The sequence below is a fragment of the Kitasatospora sp. NPDC058965 genome (genome assembly GCF_042741245.1).
Taxonomy (GTDB): Bacteria; Actinomycetota; Actinomycetes; order Streptomycetales; family Streptomycetaceae; genus Kitasatospora.
Window position 1 is genome coordinate 1 of sequence record NZ_JBHYKG010000164.1, and the last position, 19,144, is coordinate 19,144.

At 76.2% G+C, this 19,144-nt stretch carries 16 protein-coding genes; 6 read left to right on the plus strand and 10 right to left on the minus strand.

The genetic code is table 11. From position 1 onward, the window contains the following. Positions 1-28: 28 nt before the first annotated feature. From ACFW1A_RS24745 to ACFW1A_RS24755, 3 genes are all read right to left on the minus strand, one after another. Positions 29-703 (minus strand): O-methyltransferase, encoded by a 675-nt coding sequence (locus tag ACFW1A_RS24745; protein ID WP_380411793.1) that lies wholly within the window; start codon positions 701-703, stop codon positions 29-31. A 58-nt stretch (positions 704-761) separates the two neighbouring features. Further along, positions 762-1,439, minus strand: coding sequence for a DedA family protein (locus ACFW1A_RS24750; RefSeq protein WP_380411795.1), 678 nt, complete (start codon positions 1,437-1,439; stop codon positions 762-764). A gap of 168 nt (positions 1,440-1,607) precedes the next feature. Beyond that, on the minus strand, positions 1,608-2,924 hold the full coding sequence (locus ACFW1A_RS24755) for a D-arabinono-1,4-lactone oxidase (RefSeq protein WP_380411798.1): 1,317 nt from the start codon (positions 2,922-2,924) through the stop codon (positions 1,608-1,610). A gap of 203 nt (positions 2,925-3,127) precedes the next feature. Between ACFW1A_RS24755 and ACFW1A_RS24760 the strand changes: the two genes are divergently transcribed. Together ACFW1A_RS24760 and ACFW1A_RS24765 are read left to right on the plus strand one after the other, a co-directional pair. Continuing rightward, positions 3,128-4,321 carry an amino acid deaminase/aldolase gene (locus ACFW1A_RS24760; protein ID WP_380411801.1) on the plus strand — a complete coding sequence of 398 codons (1,194 nt, stop codon included), beginning with the start codon at positions 3,128-3,130 and terminating at the stop codon, positions 4,319-4,321. Between the two features lie 129 nt (positions 4,322-4,450). Beyond that, positions 4,451-5,053, plus strand: a complete 603-nt coding sequence (locus ACFW1A_RS24765) for a TetR/AcrR family transcriptional regulator (RefSeq protein WP_380411803.1) — start codon at positions 4,451-4,453, stop codon at positions 5,051-5,053. A 40-nt stretch (positions 5,054-5,093) separates the two neighbouring features. Here ACFW1A_RS24765 and ACFW1A_RS24770 read toward each other — a convergent pair whose 3' ends face one another. Both ACFW1A_RS24770 and ACFW1A_RS24775 read right to left on the minus strand, forming a co-directional pair. Next, positions 5,094-6,395 carry a cation:proton antiporter gene (locus tag ACFW1A_RS24770; RefSeq protein ID WP_380411806.1) on the minus strand — a complete coding sequence of 434 codons (1,302 nt, stop codon included), beginning with the start codon at positions 6,393-6,395 and terminating at the stop codon, positions 5,094-5,096. A 33-nt stretch (positions 6,396-6,428) separates the two neighbouring features. Continuing rightward, positions 6,429-7,262: a class I SAM-dependent methyltransferase gene (locus tag ACFW1A_RS24775; RefSeq protein WP_380411809.1), complete on the minus strand. Its 834-nt coding sequence runs from the start codon at positions 7,260-7,262 to the stop codon at positions 6,429-6,431. A gap of 204 nt (positions 7,263-7,466) precedes the next feature. On the opposite strand from ACFW1A_RS24775, the gene bla reads away from it, so the two are divergent. Continuing rightward, positions 7,467-8,411 (plus strand): class A beta-lactamase, encoded by a 945-nt coding sequence (gene bla / locus ACFW1A_RS24780; protein WP_380411811.1) that lies wholly within the window; start codon positions 7,467-7,469, stop codon positions 8,409-8,411. 22 nt (positions 8,412-8,433) lie between these two features. Here the strand turns inward: bla and ACFW1A_RS24785 are convergent, their stop codons facing one another. Beyond that, entirely contained in the window at positions 8,434-9,297 is an 864-nt protein-coding gene (locus ACFW1A_RS24785) for a spermidine synthase (protein ID WP_380411814.1), read from the minus strand. Between the two features lie 141 nt (positions 9,298-9,438). Between ACFW1A_RS24785 and ACFW1A_RS24790 the strand changes: the two genes are divergently transcribed. After that, a complete protein-coding gene (locus ACFW1A_RS24790) occupies positions 9,439-10,449 on the plus strand; it encodes an alpha/beta hydrolase (protein WP_380411816.1) in 1,011 nt (336 codons plus the stop codon). 7 nt (positions 10,450-10,456) lie between these two features. On the opposite strand, the gene ACFW1A_RS24795 is transcribed toward ACFW1A_RS24790, so the two are convergent. Next, the gene (locus ACFW1A_RS24795) at positions 10,457-11,590 is read right to left on the minus strand and encodes an AI-2E family transporter (RefSeq protein WP_380411820.1); all 1,134 of its coding nucleotides are present in this window, start codon (positions 11,588-11,590) and stop codon (positions 10,457-10,459) included. Positions 11,591-11,700: 110 nt separating this feature from the next. Further along, entirely contained in the window at positions 11,701-12,609 is a 909-nt protein-coding gene (locus ACFW1A_RS24800; protein ID WP_380411823.1) for a LysR family transcriptional regulator ArgP, read from the minus strand. Between the two features lie 81 nt (positions 12,610-12,690). On the opposite strand from ACFW1A_RS24800, the gene ACFW1A_RS24805 reads away from it, so the two are divergent. Both ACFW1A_RS24805 and ACFW1A_RS24810 read left to right on the plus strand, forming a co-directional pair. After that, positions 12,691-13,302, plus strand: coding sequence for a LysE/ArgO family amino acid transporter (locus tag ACFW1A_RS24805; RefSeq protein WP_380411826.1), 612 nt, complete (start codon positions 12,691-12,693; stop codon positions 13,300-13,302). 197 nt (positions 13,303-13,499) lie between these two features. Further along, positions 13,500-16,319 (plus strand): BTAD domain-containing putative transcriptional regulator, encoded by a 2,820-nt coding sequence (locus ACFW1A_RS24810; protein WP_380411830.1) that lies wholly within the window; start codon positions 13,500-13,502, stop codon positions 16,317-16,319. Positions 16,320-16,326: 7 nt separating this feature from the next. On the opposite strand, the gene ACFW1A_RS24815 is transcribed toward ACFW1A_RS24810, so the two are convergent. Then, positions 16,327-17,262 (minus strand): ADP-ribosylglycohydrolase family protein, encoded by a 936-nt coding sequence (locus ACFW1A_RS24815; protein WP_380411832.1) that lies wholly within the window; start codon positions 17,260-17,262, stop codon positions 16,327-16,329. A 9-nt stretch (positions 17,263-17,271) separates the two neighbouring features. Beyond that, on the minus strand, positions 17,272-19,144 hold a 1,873-nt coding region (locus ACFW1A_RS24820; protein WP_380411835.1), incomplete at its 5' end, for an MXAN_6230/SCO0854 family RING domain-containing protein.

Here is a 19,144-nt window from a genome sequence, read left to right on the forward strand (position 1 = left end):
GGCCCGAGCGGTTCTCCCACTCCGACCGTCAGGCGGTGGCGGTGACCCGGATCAGGGTGAAGCCGTCGTACCCCTTGCTGCCGACGGTCTGCACGGCGGTCGCCTCCAGCCCGGGGTCGGCCGCCACCATCGCGTGCATCCGGCGGACCGCGACGACCGCCGGGTCGGTGCTGTCGGCATCGGCCAGCGCGCCGCCGCGGACCACGTTGTCGACGATGATCAGCGAGCCGGGCCGGGTGAGCTTGCGGGCCCACTCCAGGTACTCCGGGTTGCTCGGCTTGTCGGCGTCGATGAAGACCAGGTCGAAGGGCTCGGCCCGGTCGTCGACCAGCTCGGCCAGGCTGTCCGCGGCGCGGCCGGTGCGCACCTCGGCGACCTTCTCCAGGCCCGCCTCGTGCAGGTTGGCCCGGGCCACGGCGGCGTGCGCCGGGGAGATCTCCAGCGAGACCAGCCGGCCGTCGGCGGGCAGCGCGCGGCCCATCCAGATCGCGCTGTAGCCGCCGAGCGAGCCGACCTCCAGGATCCGGCGGGCACCGATGCTCGCCGCCAGCAGGTGGAGCAGCTTGCCCTGGGTCGGCGAGACGGCGATCGCGGGCAGGCCCGCCTTGGCGCTGGTCTCCAGCGCGGCGGTCAGCGCCGCGTCCTCACCCACCAGCGCCTCGTCCAGGTACGCGTCCACCGCGCTCCACTGCTGCTGGGTCATCGGAACCTCCGCTGTCTCGCCGATCGGTGTCGATCACGATCCTACGCGGGGCTGACGATCACTCAGCGGCGCCGACCCGGGCGGCACTGCCTTCCTGGGCCGGGGCGGCCTCGTCGGATCCGGCCCGGTGGGCCGCCTTCGCCTTGGCGGCCCGGCGCTTGATCACCAGGGCCGAGACGACGCCGCCGACGGCGGCCAGCGCGAGCGCCGCGTAGGAGAAGCTCTGCAGGTACTTCTCCACCGCCTTGCCGATGTAGTAGACCGCGATCGTGGTGCCGCCGGCCCAGATGACGCCGCCGAGCACGTTGGCGACCAGGAACCGCCAGTAGGCCATCTTCAGCGCGCCGGCCAGCGGGCCGGCGAAGATCCGCAGCAGCGCGACGAAGCGGCCGAAGAAGACCGCCCACATGCCCCACTTGTGGAAGGCCTTCTCGGCGGTGGCCAGGTGGTCGGGCCCGAAGTGCCGGGGGAACCTCCGCCCGAGCTTCTCGAACAGCGGCTTGCCGCCCTTGCGGCCGATCGCGTAGCCGATCGAGTCGCCCAGGATCGCCCCGGCGCTGGCGCAGACGGCCAGCAGGACCGGGTTGACCACGCCCTTCGACGCCAGCACACCCGCCGTGACCAGCGCGATCTCCCCGGGCAGCGGGATGCCCAGGCTCTCCACGCCGATGATCAGGGCGACCAGCGCGTACACCGCGCCGGGCGGCACGCTCTGGATCCACTCGTCGATGTGCAAGGCCTGTTCCTCCGGGAAGGGGATGGGTCGGGTGGGTCGCGCGGGCCGCGCGTGGTGGGCCGCCCCCGGAGGGGCAGCCTAGCCTGCCGTCTCAGACCCGAACGCTTTACCGACGCTTTAGGTTCCCGGGGGCTCACGAGGGTCTCCCGGAGGCCTCCCGCGGTCCCCCTACGGCGCCTTCGGGGCCGGCCCGAGCACCCGGTCCAGGTACGGGTTGGCGAAGACACCGGTGGGGTCGACGCTGTCGCGGACCGTGCGGAAGTCGTCGAAGTGCGGGTACCGGGGGCGCAGCTCCGCGGCGGTCAGGTCGTGCATCTTGCCCCAGTGCGGGCGGCCGCCGTAGTCGGCGAGGATCCGCTGGCAGGCCTGGAAGTACCGCTCGTGCGGCATCCGGTGGTACTGGTGGAAGGCGATGTAGCAGTTCCGCCGCCCGTGGGCGGTGGAGAGCCAGATGTCGTCGGCGGCGACGAAGCGCACTTCGAGCGGGAAGGAGACCCGCTCGTCGTGCCGGTCGATCCACTGCCGGATCTCCCGCAGCGCGTCCACCGTGTGCTCCTGCGGGATGGCGAACTCGCCCTCCAGGAAGCGGACCTCGCGCGGGGAGGCGAAGACCCGGTAGGACAGGTCGGTCCACTCGCGGGCGGACATCGCCCTGGCGGCGAACCGGGCGATCGGGCGCACCGCGGCGGGGAACCGGGTGCCGATCCGGCACAGCGCCTCGAAGCCGGGGCCGTTGAGCGCGTCGTCCAGCCGGCGGGTGAGGGCGGGGACCGGACGCAGCTCGGTGTCGCCGGGCAGCCGGGTGAACCGGCGGGTCAGCGCGGTCTCGCTGTGCGGGAACCAAAAGAACTCGAAGTGGTCATTGCCCTCGGCGAGTTCGTGCACCTGGTCGAGCACCTCGGCGACCGGCAGCGCGGTGTCCCGGGCGTGCAGGGCGAACAGCGGCACGCACTGCAGGGTCACCCGGGTGATCACCCCGAGCGCGCCCAGGCCCACCCGGGCGGCGGCGAACAGGTCCGGCCGTTCCTCGGCCGAGCAGCGGGCCAGCGTGCCGTCGGCCAGCACCAGCTCGAGGGCCCGCACCTGGGTGGCGATGCCGCCGAACCGCAGGCTGGAGCCGTGCGTCCCGGTGGAGATCGCCCCGGAGACGGTCTGCCGGTCGATGTCGCCGAGGATCTCCATCGCCAGCCCGTGCTCGGCCAGCACCGGGTTCAGCTTCCACAGCGGCATGCCGGCGCCGACCGTGACCAGGCCGGTGCCGGGGTCGACCTCGACGAGCTCGTCCAGCCGGTCCATCCGCAGCTGCACGCCGGGCGCGACGGCGGCCGGACTGAACGAGTGTCCCGAGCCGATCGCCTTGACCGGCAAGCCCTCCCGCACGGCGGCGAGCACGGCCGCGGCCACCTCGCCGGCGTCCTGCGGGGCCAGCGTCCGCGCCGGCCGCGCCCGCTCGTTGCCCGACCAGTTGCGCCACTCGCCCGTCATGTCCGGGGTCCTCTCGGCTCGGCCTGCCGCCCGGTGTCCCGGTCCGGCGTCCCGGCCTGGCGTCCAGGCCCGGTGATTGCGAGGAAGAATGAACTTGGTCGGTTGTCCAAGTCAAGCGTCCAAGACTCTTGACTTGCCCGCCCCGCCGGGCCAGGGTTGCCGCCACCCCCCGCGTCGCGCCGGGCCGAGGAGAGGACCGTCCGTTGAGCACCGAGCACCTGCGCCGCGCCACCGCCGAACTGACCCCGCCGTTCGCGGTGGTCGACCTCGACGCGCTGCACGCCAACACCACCCAGCTGGTCCGCCGGGCCGGCGGCAAGCCGATCCGGCTGGCCAGCAAGTCGCTGCGCTGCCGCGGTCTGATCGAGCGGGTGCTGCGGGTGCCGGGCTTCGACGGCGTGATGGCCTTCACCGTGCCCGAGGCGCACTGGCTGGCCGGTGCGCTGGACGAGGAGCTCGGGGACATCCTGGTCGGCTACCCCTGCGCCGACCCGCAGGCACTGCGCGGACTCGCCGCGGACGAGCGGGCCGCCACCCGGGTGGCCCTGATGGTGGACAGTGTCGAGCACCTCGACCTGCTCGACGCCGCCGCGGTCGACGGCGGGCCGCGGCTGCGGGTCTGCCTCGACCTGGACGCCTCGCTGCGGCTGCTCGGCGGCCGGGTGCACCTCGGCATGCGCCGCTCCCCGCTGCACGCCCCGCAGGCCGCCGCCGCGCTGGCCCGCGCCGTGCTCGCCCGGCCCAAGCTGCACCTGGTCGGCGTGATGTCCTACGAGGGCCAGATCGCCGGCCTCGCCGACAACCGCCCCGACCAGCCGCTGCTGCGCAACGGCGTGCGGCTGGTGCAGCACCTGTCCCGCCGCGAGCTGGCCGACCGGCGCTCGGCGGCCGTGCGGGCGGTGCAGGCGCTGGCCGACCTGGAGTTCGTCAACGGCGGCGGCACCGGCAGCCTGGAGTCCACCGCGGCCGAGGCGGCCGTCACCGAGCTCGCCGCCGGCTCCGGCGTCTACGCCCCCGTGCTCTTCGACCACTACCGCGCGTTCTCGCCGCGCCCGGCAGCCCACTTCGCGCTCACCGTCTCGCGCCGGCCCGCGCCGGGGATGGTGACCGTGCTCGGCGGCGGCTGGATCGCCTCCGGTCCCGCCGGCGCCGACCGGCTGCCCACCCCGGTCTGGCCGAGCGGCCTGCGCCTGCTGCCCGCCGAGGGTGCGGGCGAGGTGCAGACGCCGCTGGTCGGCCGGGCGGCGGACGGCCTGCGGCTGGGCGACCGGGTCTGGTTCCGGCACGCCAAGGCCGGCGAGCTGTGCGAGCGGGTGGACCGGCTGCACCTGGTCGAGGACGGCCGGATCGTCGACGAAGTGCCGACCTACCGCGGCGAGGGCCGGACCTTCGTGTGAGGCCGGCCCGGCTCCGTGCGGGCCCGGCGGACCTCCCGCGGAGCGGGCCGGGGTCCGTGCGGGTGGGCCGGGGTCCGGGTGGGGTAACGTGCCCGACCTGGAAGACGTCCAAGATCCTGGGAGCCCCGCATGACCCGTCGTTCGGCGGACGAGCGCCGCGAAGAGCTGATCGAGGCGGCGATCCGGGTCATGATCCGCGACGGCGTCGCCCGGACCACCACCCGGGCCATCGTCGGCGAGGCCGGGCTGCCGCTGGGCGCCTTCCACTACTGCTTCCGCTCCAAGGAGGAGCTGCTGCAGAGCGTGATCGAGCGGATCATGGTGCGGGCGCTGGGCCCGGCGGTCGCCTCGGTGGCCGAGGGCGCACCGACCGAGGAGGTGGTGCGCACCACGCTGCACGCCTACTGGGACCGGATCCGCCAGCACCCCGACGAGCACCTGCTCACCTACGAGCTCACCCAGTACGCCCTGCGCCAGCCCGAGCTGGCCGAGCTGGCCCGCCGTCAGTACCAGCACTACCTGGAGGTCTCGCACTCCTCGCTGGAGACCATGGCCCAGCTCGCCGGCATCGAGTGGAGCGTCCCGCTGCCGGTGCTGGCCCGCCTCGCCCTGGGCGTCCTGGACGGGCTCACCCTCACCTGGCTGCTCGACCGCGACGACGCCCAGGCCGACGCGGCGCTGGAGGAGTACGCGAACTACCTGCTCTCGGTGGCGAAGCCGCGGCAGCACTGACGCAGGCCGGCAGCGGCCGCCCGCGGTCGCGGACCGTGCGTCAGCGGCCGCTCGGCGCGGGCCGACCGTCCACCCTCGTCTGCTCGCGCAGCCCCGGTGAGGCGGCGGCGGCGCGGTTGAACCAGGCGCCGTAGCGGGCCCCGAGCCCGGGCGCCGAGGCGCCGTGCAGGACCACGCTCAGACCCACCGTCACGGCGACGGTCCCGCTCAGCAGGGCGACGTGGCCCAGCGAGCTCTCCAGTGCGATCAGCCCGAAGACCAGGGAGGCCAGGCCGCGCGGCCCGAACCACCCGATGTAGAGCACCGTCGCGGGGCGCAGCCGGGCGCCGAGCAGCGCCACGGCCACCGGCAGCATCCGCACGACGGTCAGGCTCAGCACCGCGTACAGGGCCATCCGCCACTGGAGGTGTTCCAGCACCGGTCCGAGGATCAGCGCCCCGAAGGCCAGGAAGCTGATCGCAGTCGCCAGTACGCTCAGCCGCTCGGCGAACTTCGTGTGCGGGCCCGTCCTGCGGTGCGCGGGCCGGGCCGGCGTGCTCCTGGCCTGGTACCGCATGGTGTTGCCGAACGCGAGCCCGGCGACCCAGACGCCGATGAACCCGCTGCCCTCCACCACGACGGACAGCCCGTAGGCGAGCGCGGCGAGCGCGATCGTCAGCTGCGGCTGCCAGTCCGTCGCCATCCAGCCCCGCCCCACGGCCCAGCGCAGCAGGCGGGCACCCGCGTAGCCGGTGGCGAGGCCGAGCACGCTGCTGAGCACCAGGGCGCGCAGGAAGGTCTCGCCCAATCCCGTCCGCCCGCCCTCCCCGGCCTCCGCGGCGGCCAGCACGAGGACGAAGAAGGGCAGCGCGAGGCCGTCGTTCAGCCCCGACTCGACGCTCAGCCCGTCCCGGACCAGGACCGGCACCCGCCGGTCGGCGACCGCCTGCCGCCCCAGCGCCGCGTCCGTGGGGGCCAGGACGACGGCGACCAGCGCCAACTCCCACACCCCGAGGCCCGGCAGCAGCCACCACGCCACCAGCCAGCCGAGGGCCATCGAGAGCGGCAGTCCGATCCCCAGCAGGCGCACCGGCAGGAACCGCTCGCGACTGAGCGCCCGGCTGTTGGTCGCGGCACCGTCGGTGAAGAGCACCAGCGCCAGGGTGGCCTCCAGCAGCACCCGCACCGCCCCCGGCTCCCGCTCCGGTGCGGCCAGGTCCAGTCCGAGCGGCCCGAGGGCGAGCCCGACCGCGACGAACACCAGCGGCCCGGAGAGCGGTGTGGTCGCCAACCGCCGCGACACGGCGCCGTACCCCGCCACCACCGCGCCGGCGAGCGGCAGGACCCACGGGCTCGCGCTCATGCCCGGTCCTCGCCCCGGCCGGTCATGCCGGCCTCACGCGGACCGCTGCTCGAACGTCAGGACCGTGACCGACGGTCGCCGGGCGGCGATCGGCGGCACCGCCAGCGCCACCGGCAGCAGCGCCCTCAGCAGGCCCCGGCCGCCGACCGGGCGGACGTCCCGGACGGCGGCCACCGCCGGGCTGGCCGTGCGGAGTTTGGGCTGCTCGGCCGCGTCCATCCCCCACGGCATGGGGGGCGGCTGGTAGCCGCGGGACTGCATCCGCCCGCTCAGGGTCAGGTGGCTGAACCAGCGCGGGATCGCGTCCAGGACCAGGGAGCCGCCGGGGAACTGCTCGGCGCAGCCGGCGATCAGCGCCCGCACCCGGGACGGCCGCAGGTACATCCCGAGGCCCTGGGCGGTGATCAGGACCGCGTGGTCGCGGTCCACCTCGTCCGCCCAGCGCAGGTCGGTGGCGTCGGCGGCCAGGTAGCGCTGGCGCGGTCCGGCGGGGAGCAGCGACTCGCGCAGCGCCACCATCTCCGGCAGGTCCACGCTCAGCCACTGGGCCCGGCCGTTGTCGACCCGCCAGTACTGGGTCTCCAGCCCCTCGCCCAGGCAGACCACGGTGCCGCGCGGCTCCCGGGCCAGGAAGTCCGCCACCTCGCGGTCGAAGCAGGCCACCCGCAGGGCCTGCAGCTGCGACTGCACCCCGCCCGCCGGGCCGAACCGCTCCTCGAACGGGTAGTCGATCCGGTCGACCAGGTCCACCGCCGCGGGGTCCAGCAGCACCCCGTCCGCCCGGCGGGCCTCGCCGGCGCGCTGGTACAGCGTCCAGAGCGCGGTCTCGGGCACTTCGGCCAGGCCGGTGGCGAGCGTGCTGGGCATCCGGTGGTCTCCTCGGGCGTTCGCAGGCGCTCGGCGGCCCGCACGTCGACATGTCTCCCGCCCAGTCTGACACCAGGTCAGGACGGGGGCCCGACCGACCGCCCGCCCGCGCGGGGCGGATCCGCGTCCGCCGCGCCGAACCGGGTGCGGCCCGGACGCGTCCCCCCTCGTGATGGGACGTACTCGGACGAAGGCGGGACGGACATGACGAACGATCACCGGCTGACGATCAGTGACCGGCCGACGGCGGCGGACCGACCCTCGCGCCGGGCGGCGCTGGCCCTCGGGGCCGGCACCGCGGTGGCCGGGGTGCTGGCGGCGGCCGGCCCGGCCGCGGCGGTGGGCCGGGGCGGTGTCGGCGAGGCGCTGGCCGAGCTCGAACGGGCGCACGCGGCCCGGCTCGGGGTGGTCGGGTGGAATCCGGTCACCGGCGCGCGGGTGGCGTACCGGGCCGGGGAGCTCTTCCCGATCTGCTCGGTGCACAAGGTGATGACGGTCGCCGCGGTGCTGCGCGACCTGGACCGGGACGGGGAGTTCCTCGCCCGGCGGATCCGGTACACCGCGCAGGACGTCGCCGACGCGGGCTACGCGCCGGTGACCGGGACCGCCGAGCACCTGGCGGACGGCATGACGGTGGCGGAGCTGTGCGCGGCGGCGCTCGACCAGAGCGACAACGCGGCCGACAACCTGCTGCTGCGTCAGCTGGGCGGCCCGACGGCGATCACCCGGTTCTGCCGGTCGGTGGGCGACCGGGTGACCCGGCTGGACCGCTGGGAGCCCGCACTGAACTCGGCCGAGCCCGGCCGGGTGACCGACACCACCAGCCCGGCCGCCGTCGCGCGCACGGTGGCCGCCCTGGTCCTCGGCCGGGCGCTCTGCGCCCCGGACCGGCGCCGGCTGACCGACTGGATGCGCGCCAACACCACCGGCACCGCCCGGCTGCGGGCCGGCCTGCCGGCCGGCTGGACCGTTGCGGAGAAGACCGGCACCGGGGACCGCGGCACCGCCAACGACGTGGGGGTGGCCTGGACGCCGGACGGGACACCGGTGGTGCTCGCGGTGCTGACCACCAAGGGGGTGGCGGGCGCCGCCGCGGACGAACCCCTGATCGCCCGCGCCGCCGCGCTGATCGCACCCGTCCTCGGCTGACGCCGCCTCACGTCACGCCCCGTCACCCGATGCTGAACGCACCCGCGGGCGGCACCGGAGACGGGCGGGCGTCGGCGTCCGTCACCGGCCGGGCGGTGCCAACCAGGCGGCGCAGTTCGGGGCCGTCCACCAGGCGGGCCGGAAACGGGTCGCCGGCCAGCCGGCGGGTGAGCTCGTCGGCGGGCAGCTCGCGGGCCGAGCCGACCAGCAGCAGGTTGCCGAACCGGCGGCCGCGCAGCACCGCGGGCTCGGCGAGCAGGCAGGTGTGCGGGAAGACGGCGCGCACGGTGGCGGCCTGGGCGCGGGCGAAGTCGAGCGGGGCGCCGTCGGCGAGGTTGGCCGCGTAGACGCCGTCGGGGCGCAGGGCGGCGGCGGCCAGCCGCACGAACTCCGCCGAGGTGAGGTGGCCGGGGGTGCGCGAGCCGCGGAACACGTCGGCCACCACCAGGTCGAAGCCGCCCGGCTCGGCGGCGGCCAGCACCTCCCGGGCGTCGGCGACGGTGACCTCGATGCCCTGTCCGGTCCACGGCAGCACCTCGGCGACCAGGTCCACCAGCGGCCCGTCGGCCTCGGCCACCCGCTGGCGCGAGCCGGGCCGGGTGGCGGCCAGGTAGCGGGGCAGGGTGAGCGCGCCGCCGCCCAGGTGCAGGGCCGTCAGCGGTGCGCCGGCGGGGGCGACCGTGTCGGCCAGGTGGCCCAGCCGGTGGGTGTACTCGAACTCCAGGTGGCGCGGGTCGGTCAGGTCCACGTAGGACTGCGGGGTGCCGTCCACGGTGAGCAGCCAGCCGCCCGGGCAGTCCAGGTCCGGCATCAGCCTGGCCGTGCCGAGGGCCGTCTCGCGCAGGACCGGGCGGGGTTCGGCGGGGTCCGTGGGGTCGTGGTGCATGTCGGCAGCATAGGTGCCGCCGGGGTCGGTCCCCGCGTCCGGGCGTGCCGCGGCTGCCCGCCGGTGGCTACCGGCCGGTATCGTCGGCCTCCACAGGTCCCGGTGCGGTCGGGGCCGGGGCACGAAGGGGTCGCGGACGGCATGGGTACGCAAGCGCGGATGGGGACGGGCCAGGCGGACCTGGTGGAGCTGGAGTTCCGGGAGGACGTCCTCGGAGCCCCGTACGAGGCCGCCGAGCTGACGCTGGCTCCGGACGACGAGGGCCCGGTCACCGCCACCCTGGTGCGCCGGCTGGTGCCGGGCGCGCGGCAGGCGGTGCTGTACATCCACGGGTACACCGACTACTTCTTCCAGACCAACCTGGCCGACCACTTCACGGCGGCCGGCTTCTCCTTCTACGCGCTGGACCTGCGCAAGTACGGGCGCTCGCTGCGCCCGCACCAGTCCCCCAACTTCGTCCGCGACCTGGCGGTGTACGACGAGGAGCTGGACCTGGCGGTGCGGGTGATCCGCGAGCTGGACGGGCACACCCGGCTGCTGGTCGACGGGCACTCCACCGGCGGGCTGGTCGCCTCGCTGTGGGCGGCGCGGCGGGCCGGGCGCGGGGTGGTCGACGGGCTCTTCCTGAACAGCCCGTTCCTCTCGATGCCCGCCTCGCCGCTGGCCCGGACCCTGGGCTCGCCGGCGGTCGGGGCGCTGGGCCGGCTGTCCGGGGGGCTGCGCAAGCTGCCGAGTGCGCTCAACCCGCACTACGTGCACAGCCTGCACCGGGACCACCGGGGCGAGTGGGACTTCGACCTGGCGCTCAAGCCGGCCGAGGGCTTCCCGCTGTACGCGGGCTGGCTGGCCGCGATCGACCGCGGGCACCGGGCCGTCCGGCACGGGCTGGCGATCGACGTGCCGGTGCTGCTGATGGCCTCCACCGCCTCGATCAGCACCACCAGCTGGGACCCGGCCCTGCACCGCCGCGACGCGGTGCTGCGCGCCGACGACATCGCGGCGCTGGCCCCGAAGCTGGGCCGGCACGTCACCACGGTCCGGATCGAGGGCGGCATGCACGACCTGGTGCTGTCGGGACCGGACGCGCGCGAGCAGGTGTTCGCGGAGCTGGACCGCTGGCTGGGTGCGTACTTCCCGGCGGCGGTCGACTGACGGCCGGTCAGTCCGGCTCGGGCTCCGGGTCCGGGGCCCGGGCCGGTTCGCCCAGCCGGTGCCCGCGCAGCACCAGCAGGATGCCCTGGCTCGCCGCGCAGACCGGCACCGCGAGCAGCGCGCCCAGGGTGCCGGCCACCCCCGACCCGGCCACCACGGCGAACATGATGGTGGCCGGGTGCAGCTCGACCGTGCGGCTCTGGATCAGCGGCTGCAGCACGTAGCCCTCGAAGGCCTGCACCCCGAGCACCACCCCCAGCGCCCACAGCGCGGTGGCGAGCCCGCCGTCGGCCAACGCGACCAGCACCGAGACCGTTCCGGACAGGAACGCGCCGATGAACGGGATGAACGCGCCCAGGAAGACCAGCGCGCCCAGCCCCGCCGCGCCCGGCACGCCCAGGATCACCAGCCCGATGGTGATGAAGACCGCGTCGATCAGCGCGATCAGGGTGGTGCCCCGCATGAACCCGGACATCGCGGTGAACGCCTGCTGCCCGCAGGCGATCACCAGCTCGGCGTGCCGGCCGGGCACCGTCGAGCGGACCAGGTCGGCGGTCCGGTCCCCGTCGCGCAGGAAGAAGAAGACCAGGGCCAGCGCGAGCACCCCGCCGGTGATCAGCTGGACCGCGATGCCGAGGCCGGAGAGCACCCCGCTGGCCAGGTCGCCGAGCAGCGAGCTGCCGGCGCTGCTGCCGGAGTCGGCGGCGGTGGTCAGCGCCCGGTGCAGCCGGGCGCCGGTCGGTCCGAGCCAGCCGGCCAGCTTGGCGCCGGCCTCCTGGAGCGAGCTGACGATCTGCGGGGCACTGTGCACCAGGGAGTTGGTCAGCACCGCGATCACCCCGCCGACCGCCGTCATGAGCACCACGCAGGTCAGTGCGGCCGCCGGGCCCCGGCGCATCCCGCGGCGCACCAGCCAGGGCATCACGGGGTGCAGCAGCGCGGTGCCGAGCAGGGCGAGCACCAGGGGGACGGTCGCCGCCCGCAGCGCCACCAGGGCGTAGACCACCATGGCGCCGACGGCGATGGTGAGCACGACCAGCACTGCCCAGGCCACCCCGGCGCGCGCGACGGGGGGCAGCATCTGGAACGGGCGGCGCGGGTCGGCGTCCGGCGCGGGCTCCTGCGTCGGTTCGACTGCCACCCGGCCTCCCCGCTCGACGGACTCCACTCCCTCAATGGACATATCAGCATATTTTCTGACGTCTTGTCGCCCTGTCGGCCCGCTGACGCGCCGTCGGGACCGACGGTCCGTCAGGCGCGCGAGCGCCCCAGCGCCGCCACGGCCGCCGCGGCCACCTCGACCGCCACCTCCGCCAGCGCCGGCGAGTCCAGCTTCCACTGCTGCCAGTACAGCGGGACGTCCACCGGCCGGTCCGGCGCCAGGTCCCGCAGCCGGTCGCGCACCCCGCGCGCCGCCACGTGCGGCTCCGGCAGCAGCCCCCACCCGAGCCCGGCCACCACCGCGTCCAGGTACGACTCCGAGGCCGGCACGTAGTGCCGCAGCGCCGCCCGGGGCGCACCGGGGTCGAGCTCGCGCAGGAAGCGGTCCTGCAGGTCGTCGTGCCGGTCGAACACCACCACCGGCGCGGCCCGCAGCAGCTCGCGCAGCCGGCCGCCCGCCAGCCAGCGCTCGACGAACCCGGGGCTCGCCATCGCGCGGTACCGCATCCGCCCGAGGCCGCGCACCGAGCACCCCTGCACCGGCGTGGGCGTGGCGGTGACCGCCGCCATCACGGTGCCCTGGCGCAGCAGCCGGGTGGTGTGCTCCTCGTCCTCCCGGTGCAGCTCCAGGCAGATCCGCCCGGTGCTCCCGATCCGGGTCAGCGCCGGCAGGAACCAGGTGGCCAGCGAGTCGGCGTTGACCGCGATCGACACCCGGGCCGGCTCGCCCGACTCCGGCAGCCCGAGCTCCGCGGCCGCGTCCTGCTCCAGCCGGGCGACCTGGCGGGCGAACCGGACCACCACCTCGCCCGACTCGGTCAGCCGCACCGGCTTGGACCGCAGCAGCAGCACCCGCCCGGTGCGCTGCTCCAACGCCTTGATCCGCTGGCTGACCGCGGAGGGCGTCACGCTCAGCGCCCGCGCGGCCGCCTCCAGGGTGCCCTCGTCCACGGCGGCGAGCAGCGTGCGCACCTGGTCGAGCGGGAGGTCCGTCATCACGACTGCCACGATAACGAGTGCTAAGGATGCGTAAGAAACTTTAGCTGGGCTGTTCGGCTGGTCCCTGCCTACCCTCACCGTGTGCAAGGACCACTGATCGCCGCGGCCGCCGGGCTCGGCACCGGACTCTCGTTGATCGTCGCCATCGGCGCGCAGAACGCCTTCGTGCTGCGCCAGGGCCTGAGCCGTCGCCACGTCCCCGCCGTGGTGGCGATCTGCGCCGCCTCGGACGCGCTCCTGATTGCCCTCGGGGTGGCCGGGATCGGCAGCCTGGTGAAGGCCTGGCCGACCGCGATCACCGTGCTGGCGTGGATCGGCGGCGGCTTCCTGGTCGGCTACGGGCTGCTGGCCGCCCGCCGCGCCCTGCGCCCCTCCCGGCTGGGCCCGAGCGAGGACACCGCCCCCGCCCTGCGCACCGCCGTGCTCACCTGCCTCGCGCTCACCTGGCTCAACCCGCACGTCTACCTGGACACCGTGCTGCTGCTCGGTTCGGTGGCCGGCTCCTACGGCCCGCAGCGGTGGGCCTTCGGCGCCGGGGCCGTGCTCGGCAGCGTGCTCTGGTTCGGCGGGCTCGGGTTCGGCGCCCGCCTGCTGGCCCGCTTCTTCGCCCGGCCGGCCTCCTGGCGGCTGCTGGACGGGGTGATCGCGGCGACCATGACGACGCTGGGCGTGCTGCTGGTCGCCGGCCAGTGAACCGGGCCGGCGGCGGGCCGACCGGCCGGCGGCCCGTCTCCCCGCCGCCCGGCCTGCCGAACGCGGCTGCGGCGGCGGGGCATTGACTGCCGCACCGGGCCGTGAGGTCGCCCACGAAGTGCTCGGCCGCGCGCCCCACCTGCGGATTTGCCGCTAGCATGCCGCGAAACGACGGAGCCGGCCCGGGGGGAGCACGGATGAGGTTCGCGGTGCTGGGCCCGCTCGCGGTCTCCCGGGCCGACGCGGCGGTCCCGATCGGCGGCCCGCTGGTGCGCAGCCTGCTGGCCGTCCTGCTGCTGAACGCCAACCGCACCGTCCCCACCGCCCAACTGCTCGCCGCGCTCTGGGGCGACCGGCCGCCGGCCACCGCCGCCGCCTCGCTCAACAACCACGTGATGCGCCTGCGCCGCCTGCTGGCCGACCCCGACGGCACCGGCCCGCTCCACCGCGCCCCCGACGGCTGCCGGATCGCGGTCGGCCCGGGCCAGCTCGACCTCGACGACTTCACCGCCCACTGCGCCGAGGGCCGCGGGCTCCTGACGGCCGACCGGTGCGCCGAGGCGGCCGACCGGTTCGCCGCCGCCCTGGCCCTGTGGCGCGGCGAGCCGCTCGGCGACGCGCTCGACTCGGGCGCCGAGTCCGCCGCCCTGGACCGGCTGCGCGAGGCGCGCCTGCAGGCGGTCGAGCAGCTGGCCGAGGCGCGGCTGCGGCTGGGCCGGTACGACCAGGTGATCGCCGACCTGCGCCCCGAGGTGCACGCCCACCCGTGGGTCGAGCCGCTGCACGGCCGCCTGATGCGGGCGCTGCACGGAGCGGGCCGGCAGGCGGACGCGCTGGCGGTCTACCGCGAGCTGCGCCGGGAGCTGGCCCGGGAGCTGGGCATCGAGCCCTCCCCCGCGCTGCGCGGCCTGCACCAGGAGATCCTGTCCGCCTCCGCCGCGCCGGTGGGCCGGCCCGCGCCGGTGACCGCACCGCCGCCCGCGGTCGCGCCGACGCCCCGTCACCCGGTTCCCGCGCATCCGGTCCCGCGGCAGCTGCCGCCGGTCACCCGCTGGTTCGCCGGACGCACCGCCGAGCTCAAGGCACTGGCCGAGGCGATGGACCCGGCCGAGGACGACGGCGCCGGGGTCCGGATCGCCACCGTCACCGGTACCGCCGGCATCGGCAAGACGACCCTCGCCCTGCACTGGGCGCACCACGCCGCCGACCGCTTCCCCGACGGCCAGCTCTACCTCAACCTGCGGGGCTTCGACCCGACCGGGCAACCGGTCGCCCCCGAGCAGGCGGTGCGCGCCTTCCTGGACGCGCTCGGCGCCGCCCCCGAGCGGATCCCGGCCACCCTGGCGGCGCAGACCGCGCTCTACCGCACCCTGCTGGCCGAGCGCCGGGTGCTGGTGGTGCTGGACAACGCCCGGGACGCCGAGCAGGTGCGCCCGCTGCTGCCCGGCAGCGCCGGCTGCCCGGTGCTGGTGACCAGCCGCAGCCGGCTGGCCGGCCTGGTCGCGGTGGAGGGCGCCCGGCCGCTGCCGCTGGACCTGCTCTCCGGCCCGGAGGCGGTCGACCTGCTGGCCCGCCGGCTCGGACCGGAGACCGTGGCCCGGGAGCCGGCGGCGATCGACGGGCTGGTCGCGGCCTGCGCCCGGCTCCCGCTGGCGCTGGGCGTGGCGGCCGCCCGACTGGCGCTCAACCCGGCCCTGCCGGTGGGCGAACTCCTCGCCCGGGCCGACCGGCTGGCCGCGCTGAACGCCGGGGACGCCGCCACCGACGTGCGGGCGGTCTTCTCCTGGTCGTACGAGCAGCTCTCCGCCCCCGCCGCGCGGCTGTTCCGCCTGCTGAGCGTGCACCCGGGGCCGGACGCCTCGCTGGTCGCGGCGGCCCGCCTCGCCGGCCTGCCGGTCGGTCGGGCCCGGTCGGCGCTGGACGAACTGACGGAGGCGCACCTGCTGGCCGAGACCGCGCCCGGCCGGTTCCTCAGCCACGACCTGCTGCGCGCCTACGCCGCCGAGCTCGCCGCCGACGAGGAGACGGCCGCCGAACTGCGGGCGGCCACCGCCCGGATGCTGGACCACTGCCTGCACACCGCCCACGCGGCCGAGCGGCTGCTCAGCCCGGCCCGCGACCCGATCACGCTCGCCCCGCCGGGGCCCGGCGGCGAGCCGGAGCCGCTGGCCGACGTGGCGGCGGCGCTGGCCTGGTGCGACGCGGAGTACCGGGTGCTGCTGGCGGCCGGCCCGGCGGCGGCCGCGGCCGGCTTCGACGTGCACGCCTGGCAGCTGCCGTGGGCCTGCCTCACCTACCTGCTGCGGCGCGGGCGCCGGCACGACGTGCGGGCCGGCCAGCTCGCCGCGCTGGCCGCCGCGGAGCGGCTGGGCGACCGGCGCGGCCAGGCCCTGGCGCACCGTCACCTCGGCCAGGTCTGCCGCGCCCTCGGCGAGCAGGAGGCCGCCCGCGCGCACCTGCTGGCCGCGCTCGACCTGGAGCAGGCCCTGGACAGCCGCAGCGGCCAGGCGAACGTGCTGCACAGCCTGGCGATCTGGTACGAGCAGGCGGGCGACCCCGGCACGGCCCTCGGGCACGCCCGGCGCGCCCTCGACCTGCACCGCGCCGCCGGCCACCGTGCGGGGCAGGCCCGGCTGCTGAACGCGGTCGGCTGGTACCACTCGCTGCTCGGCGACCACCGGCAGGCCCTGGCCGACTGCCAGGAGGCGCTGACCCTGCTGCGCGCCAGCGGCGACCGCTACAGCGAGGCCTGCACCCTCAACAGCCTGGGCCACGCCCACGCCCAGTCCGGCGACCCCGCCGCCGCCCTGACCGCCTACCGGTCGGCACTCACCCTGCACCGCGAACTCGGCTCCCGCCCGCAGGAGGCCCAGACCCTCACCGACCTCGGCGACCTCCACCACGCCACCGGCGACCACGCCGCCGCCACCACCCACTGGCGCGCCGCCCTCTCCCTGCTCACCGCCCTCTCGCACCCGGACGCCGAGCAGGTCCGGGCCCGACTGGCCCGCCCCTGACCCCGCGTCACCCGGCCGCCGGCCCGCCGCCGAGCCGCTCCGCGAGGCCGACCAGGTCCGCCAGGCGCAGCACCCGCCCCCCGAACCCGGGCAGCGGGACGTGCAGCGGCGCGGTCCACCGGACGGGGATCGCGGCCAGGCCGTAGCGGGCACCGGCCAGCCCGCCGGTCACGGCGGCGACGGTGTCCGTGTCGCCCCCGAGGTCGATCGCGGCCCGGAGCGCGTCCTCGAACCCGCCGGTGCTGCGCAGCGCCCACACGGCGGAGCCCAGGCAGGGCCAGACGGCACCGTTGGACTCGGTCGCCAGCCCCGGGTGCCAGTCCGGCGCGAGGACCGTGCGGTACCGCTCCCGGTGGTCGGGGTGGACCAGCGCCAGCACCTGCGGCAGCGCGGCGAGCGGGTCGTCGCCGTCCAGCGCCGCCCGGACCAGCGCGTGGAAGACCGCGGTGCCCTCCCAGGCCGCACGGTCGCCGTGGGTCAGTGCGGCGATCCGACGGGCCGCCTCCATCGTGGCCCGCTGCCCCGCCGCCGCGAAGTACACCGCCGAGGTCGACGCCCGCATCAGCGAACCGTTGCCCGCCGCCCGCAGGTTGACCTGGAAGTGGACCGCGGCCGCGAGGTCCCAGGGCATCCCGCTGGTCAGCACGTCCTCGGTCTGGATCCCGATGTCCTTCGGCTCCGCCGCGGCCCACCGCTGGAACCGCCCGAACACGTCCGGCAGGTCCAGCCCGCCCCGCTCCAGCAGCGACTCACCGACCAGCACGGCCATCTGGGTGTCGTCGGTGGCCTCCCCCGGCTCCCAGCCGCCGCCCCCGCCCATCTCCCCGCCCGCGGGGTACCGGGCGGAGTACGCCCCGGGCGCCCCGAACTCGAAGGGTGCCCCGAGTGCGTCCCCCACCGCCGCCCCGACGACCGTGCCGGCGATCCGCTCCGTCCGCTCCATCCCCGCAGGCTATCCGCGGGCGGGAGCCAGCCCGGCGACCAGGTCGCCCGCGGTGAGGCGTTCGAGGCTCTCCGGGGCGGCGTCGATCGGACCGGGGAAGAGGCGGTAGAGGGTTCCGGACAGCTGCTGCGGGGCGGGGAGGTCGCCGTTGACCAGGGAGACGAACGCGGTGCGTCCGGCGAGCAGGTCGGGCAGCGCGGTGCCGGGTGGCAGCGTCTCGTCCCAGTCGCCCAGGTCGCGCAGGCGGGCGCCGAACCGGGTGACGGGCTCGGACGCGGCGCGGCGCCAGCGCCGGGCGCCGCCGTCGGGGTCGCGCACGATGACCTCGTCGCTGCAGGCCGCCGCCCGGGCGACGCTGACGTCCCACAGCGTGGCCCGGTTGGCCGGGGAGAAGTGGGCCAGCACGTCGCGGCTGAGCGCACCGACCTCGGCCTGGTGCCGGTACACGCTGTGGAAGCCGCCGTCGGCGCCGGTGTTGAGGTCGGTCCAGGTGTACTGCCGGTGCGCCAGGTCCACGATCATCGGCACGCACACCTTGGCGTCGCCGACCAGGTCCATCCGCTGCCGCACCGCCCTGGGGTGGAAGTGCGGGGCACCCGGCGGGGTGCTGCCCAGGTCCATGAACCCGGTGAAGGCGTCGGTCAGTTGCTCGAACGCGACGTCGTTGTAGCTGAACACGATCAGCACGGCGTAGCGCGAGCCGCCCGCGGCCAGCCGGGCCAGGTCCAGGTCGACGAACTCGGTCGCCCCGTTCGGCGGCGGCGCGGACACGTAGTCGCCGGAGTGCACCGCGGCCCGGTCGCCGTGCACCAGGTTGGTGTAGTCGCACAGCCCGGTGAACCGCCACTGCTCGTCGTACAGCGCCACCGACAGGTCCAGGTCGACCCGCAGGTGCTCCGGCTGCATCCAGTGCAGGAAGAGCCGCAGCCGCTCCCCGGCCGGCAGCGGCTGGCGGCTGCCGCGCGGCACGGACACCAGGGTCCGGGCCGCGGCCCGTTCGGCGAACGGCGCGACCAGGTCGGCCAGGCCCGCGTCGAGCACCGCCAGCTGGTACCGGACCCCGTCGGCCGCGCTCCGCCGCAGCAGCTCCGCCTCGATCAACGCCAGGACCGGTGCCGCGAGTTCGGCGGTCACCACGGTGCCGTGGTCCGCCCGGGCGTGGGCCAGTGAGACCGTTCCGCGCGGGAAGTACAGCCGCCGCTCGCCGGCCGTGCGGGGGCCGCGCAGCCGCCCGTAGGCGCCCAGCAGCGGTCCCGGTGCCACCCGGGCCAGCGCGCCGGCGACGGTGTCCAGCAGGCCCGGGGGCAGCGGCGTGCCGGGTGCCGAGGCGGCGTGCACCCGCAGCACGTGGTGCAGCCGGCGCACCAGCTCGCCGGGTCGCGCGGCGAGCACCCGCAGCGCGCCCCCGGCGTCCCCGGCGGCGAGGCGGCCCTCGACCCGCCCGGCGAACCCGGTGAACCCCAGCCGGGTGCGCTCCCCGACGGTCACCACCCGCAGCGGTCCGGGCGCCGGCTCGGCGAACTCCCGGCCCACGCCGTGCCGGTGCAGGTCGGTCTCGCGCAGCAGCACGAACGCGGCGGTCACGCCCGGGAACTGCCGCCGGTGCTCGAAGGGGTGCAGCAGTTCGCCGGCGCGCAGCCAGGCCGAGCGGTGGCGGCGCAGGTCCTCGGCGAGCGCGGTCGGCGCCAGAGCCTCCATCAGCTCCAGCAGGCCGCGGCGCAGCGGCCGGGGCAGGTTGCGCAGCCGCAACCGCCGCGCCGTGCCGGGCAGCAGGTCCGGTTCCGCCCCGGACCAGGCCCAGAGCAGCCGCAGCACGTCGGTGGCGGTGTCGATCCGCTCGGCGAGGACGGGCAGCGCGGCGGCGCCGCCGCGCGGCAGCAGG

Excerpts from the sequence above, each read along its gene's own strand:
- ACFW1A_RS24770 (WP_380411806.1), bottom strand. The coding sequence starts at position 6,395 with ATGAGCGCGAGCCCGTGGGTCCTGCCGCTCGCCGGCGCGGTGGTGGCG.
- ACFW1A_RS24765 (WP_380411803.1), top strand. The coding sequence starts at position 4,451 with ATGACCCGTCGTTCGGCGGACGAGCGCCGCGAAGAGCTGATCGAGGCG.
- ACFW1A_RS24810 (WP_380411830.1), top strand. The coding sequence starts at position 13,500 with ATGAGGTTCGCGGTGCTGGGCCCGCTCGCGGTCTCCCGGGCCGACGCG.
- ACFW1A_RS24745 (WP_380411793.1), bottom strand. The coding sequence starts at position 703 with ATGACCCAGCAGCAGTGGAGCGCGGTGGACGCGTACCTGGACGAGGCG.
- ACFW1A_RS24790 (WP_380411816.1), top strand. The coding sequence starts at position 9,439 with ATGGGTACGCAAGCGCGGATGGGGACGGGCCAGGCGGACCTGGTGGAG.
- ACFW1A_RS24785 (WP_380411814.1), bottom strand. The coding sequence starts at position 9,297 with ATGCACCACGACCCCACGGACCCCGCCGAACCCCGCCCGGTCCTGCGC.
- ACFW1A_RS24815 (WP_380411832.1), bottom strand. The coding sequence starts at position 17,262 with ATGGAGCGGACGGAGCGGATCGCCGGCACGGTCGTCGGGGCGGCGGTG.
- bla (WP_380411811.1), top strand. The coding sequence starts at position 7,467 with ATGACGAACGATCACCGGCTGACGATCAGTGACCGGCCGACGGCGGCG.
- ACFW1A_RS24775 (WP_380411809.1), bottom strand. The coding sequence starts at position 7,262 with ATGCCCAGCACGCTCGCCACCGGCCTGGCCGAAGTGCCCGAGACCGCG.
- ACFW1A_RS24755 (WP_380411798.1), bottom strand. The coding sequence starts at position 2,924 with ATGACGGGCGAGTGGCGCAACTGGTCGGGCAACGAGCGGGCGCGGCCG.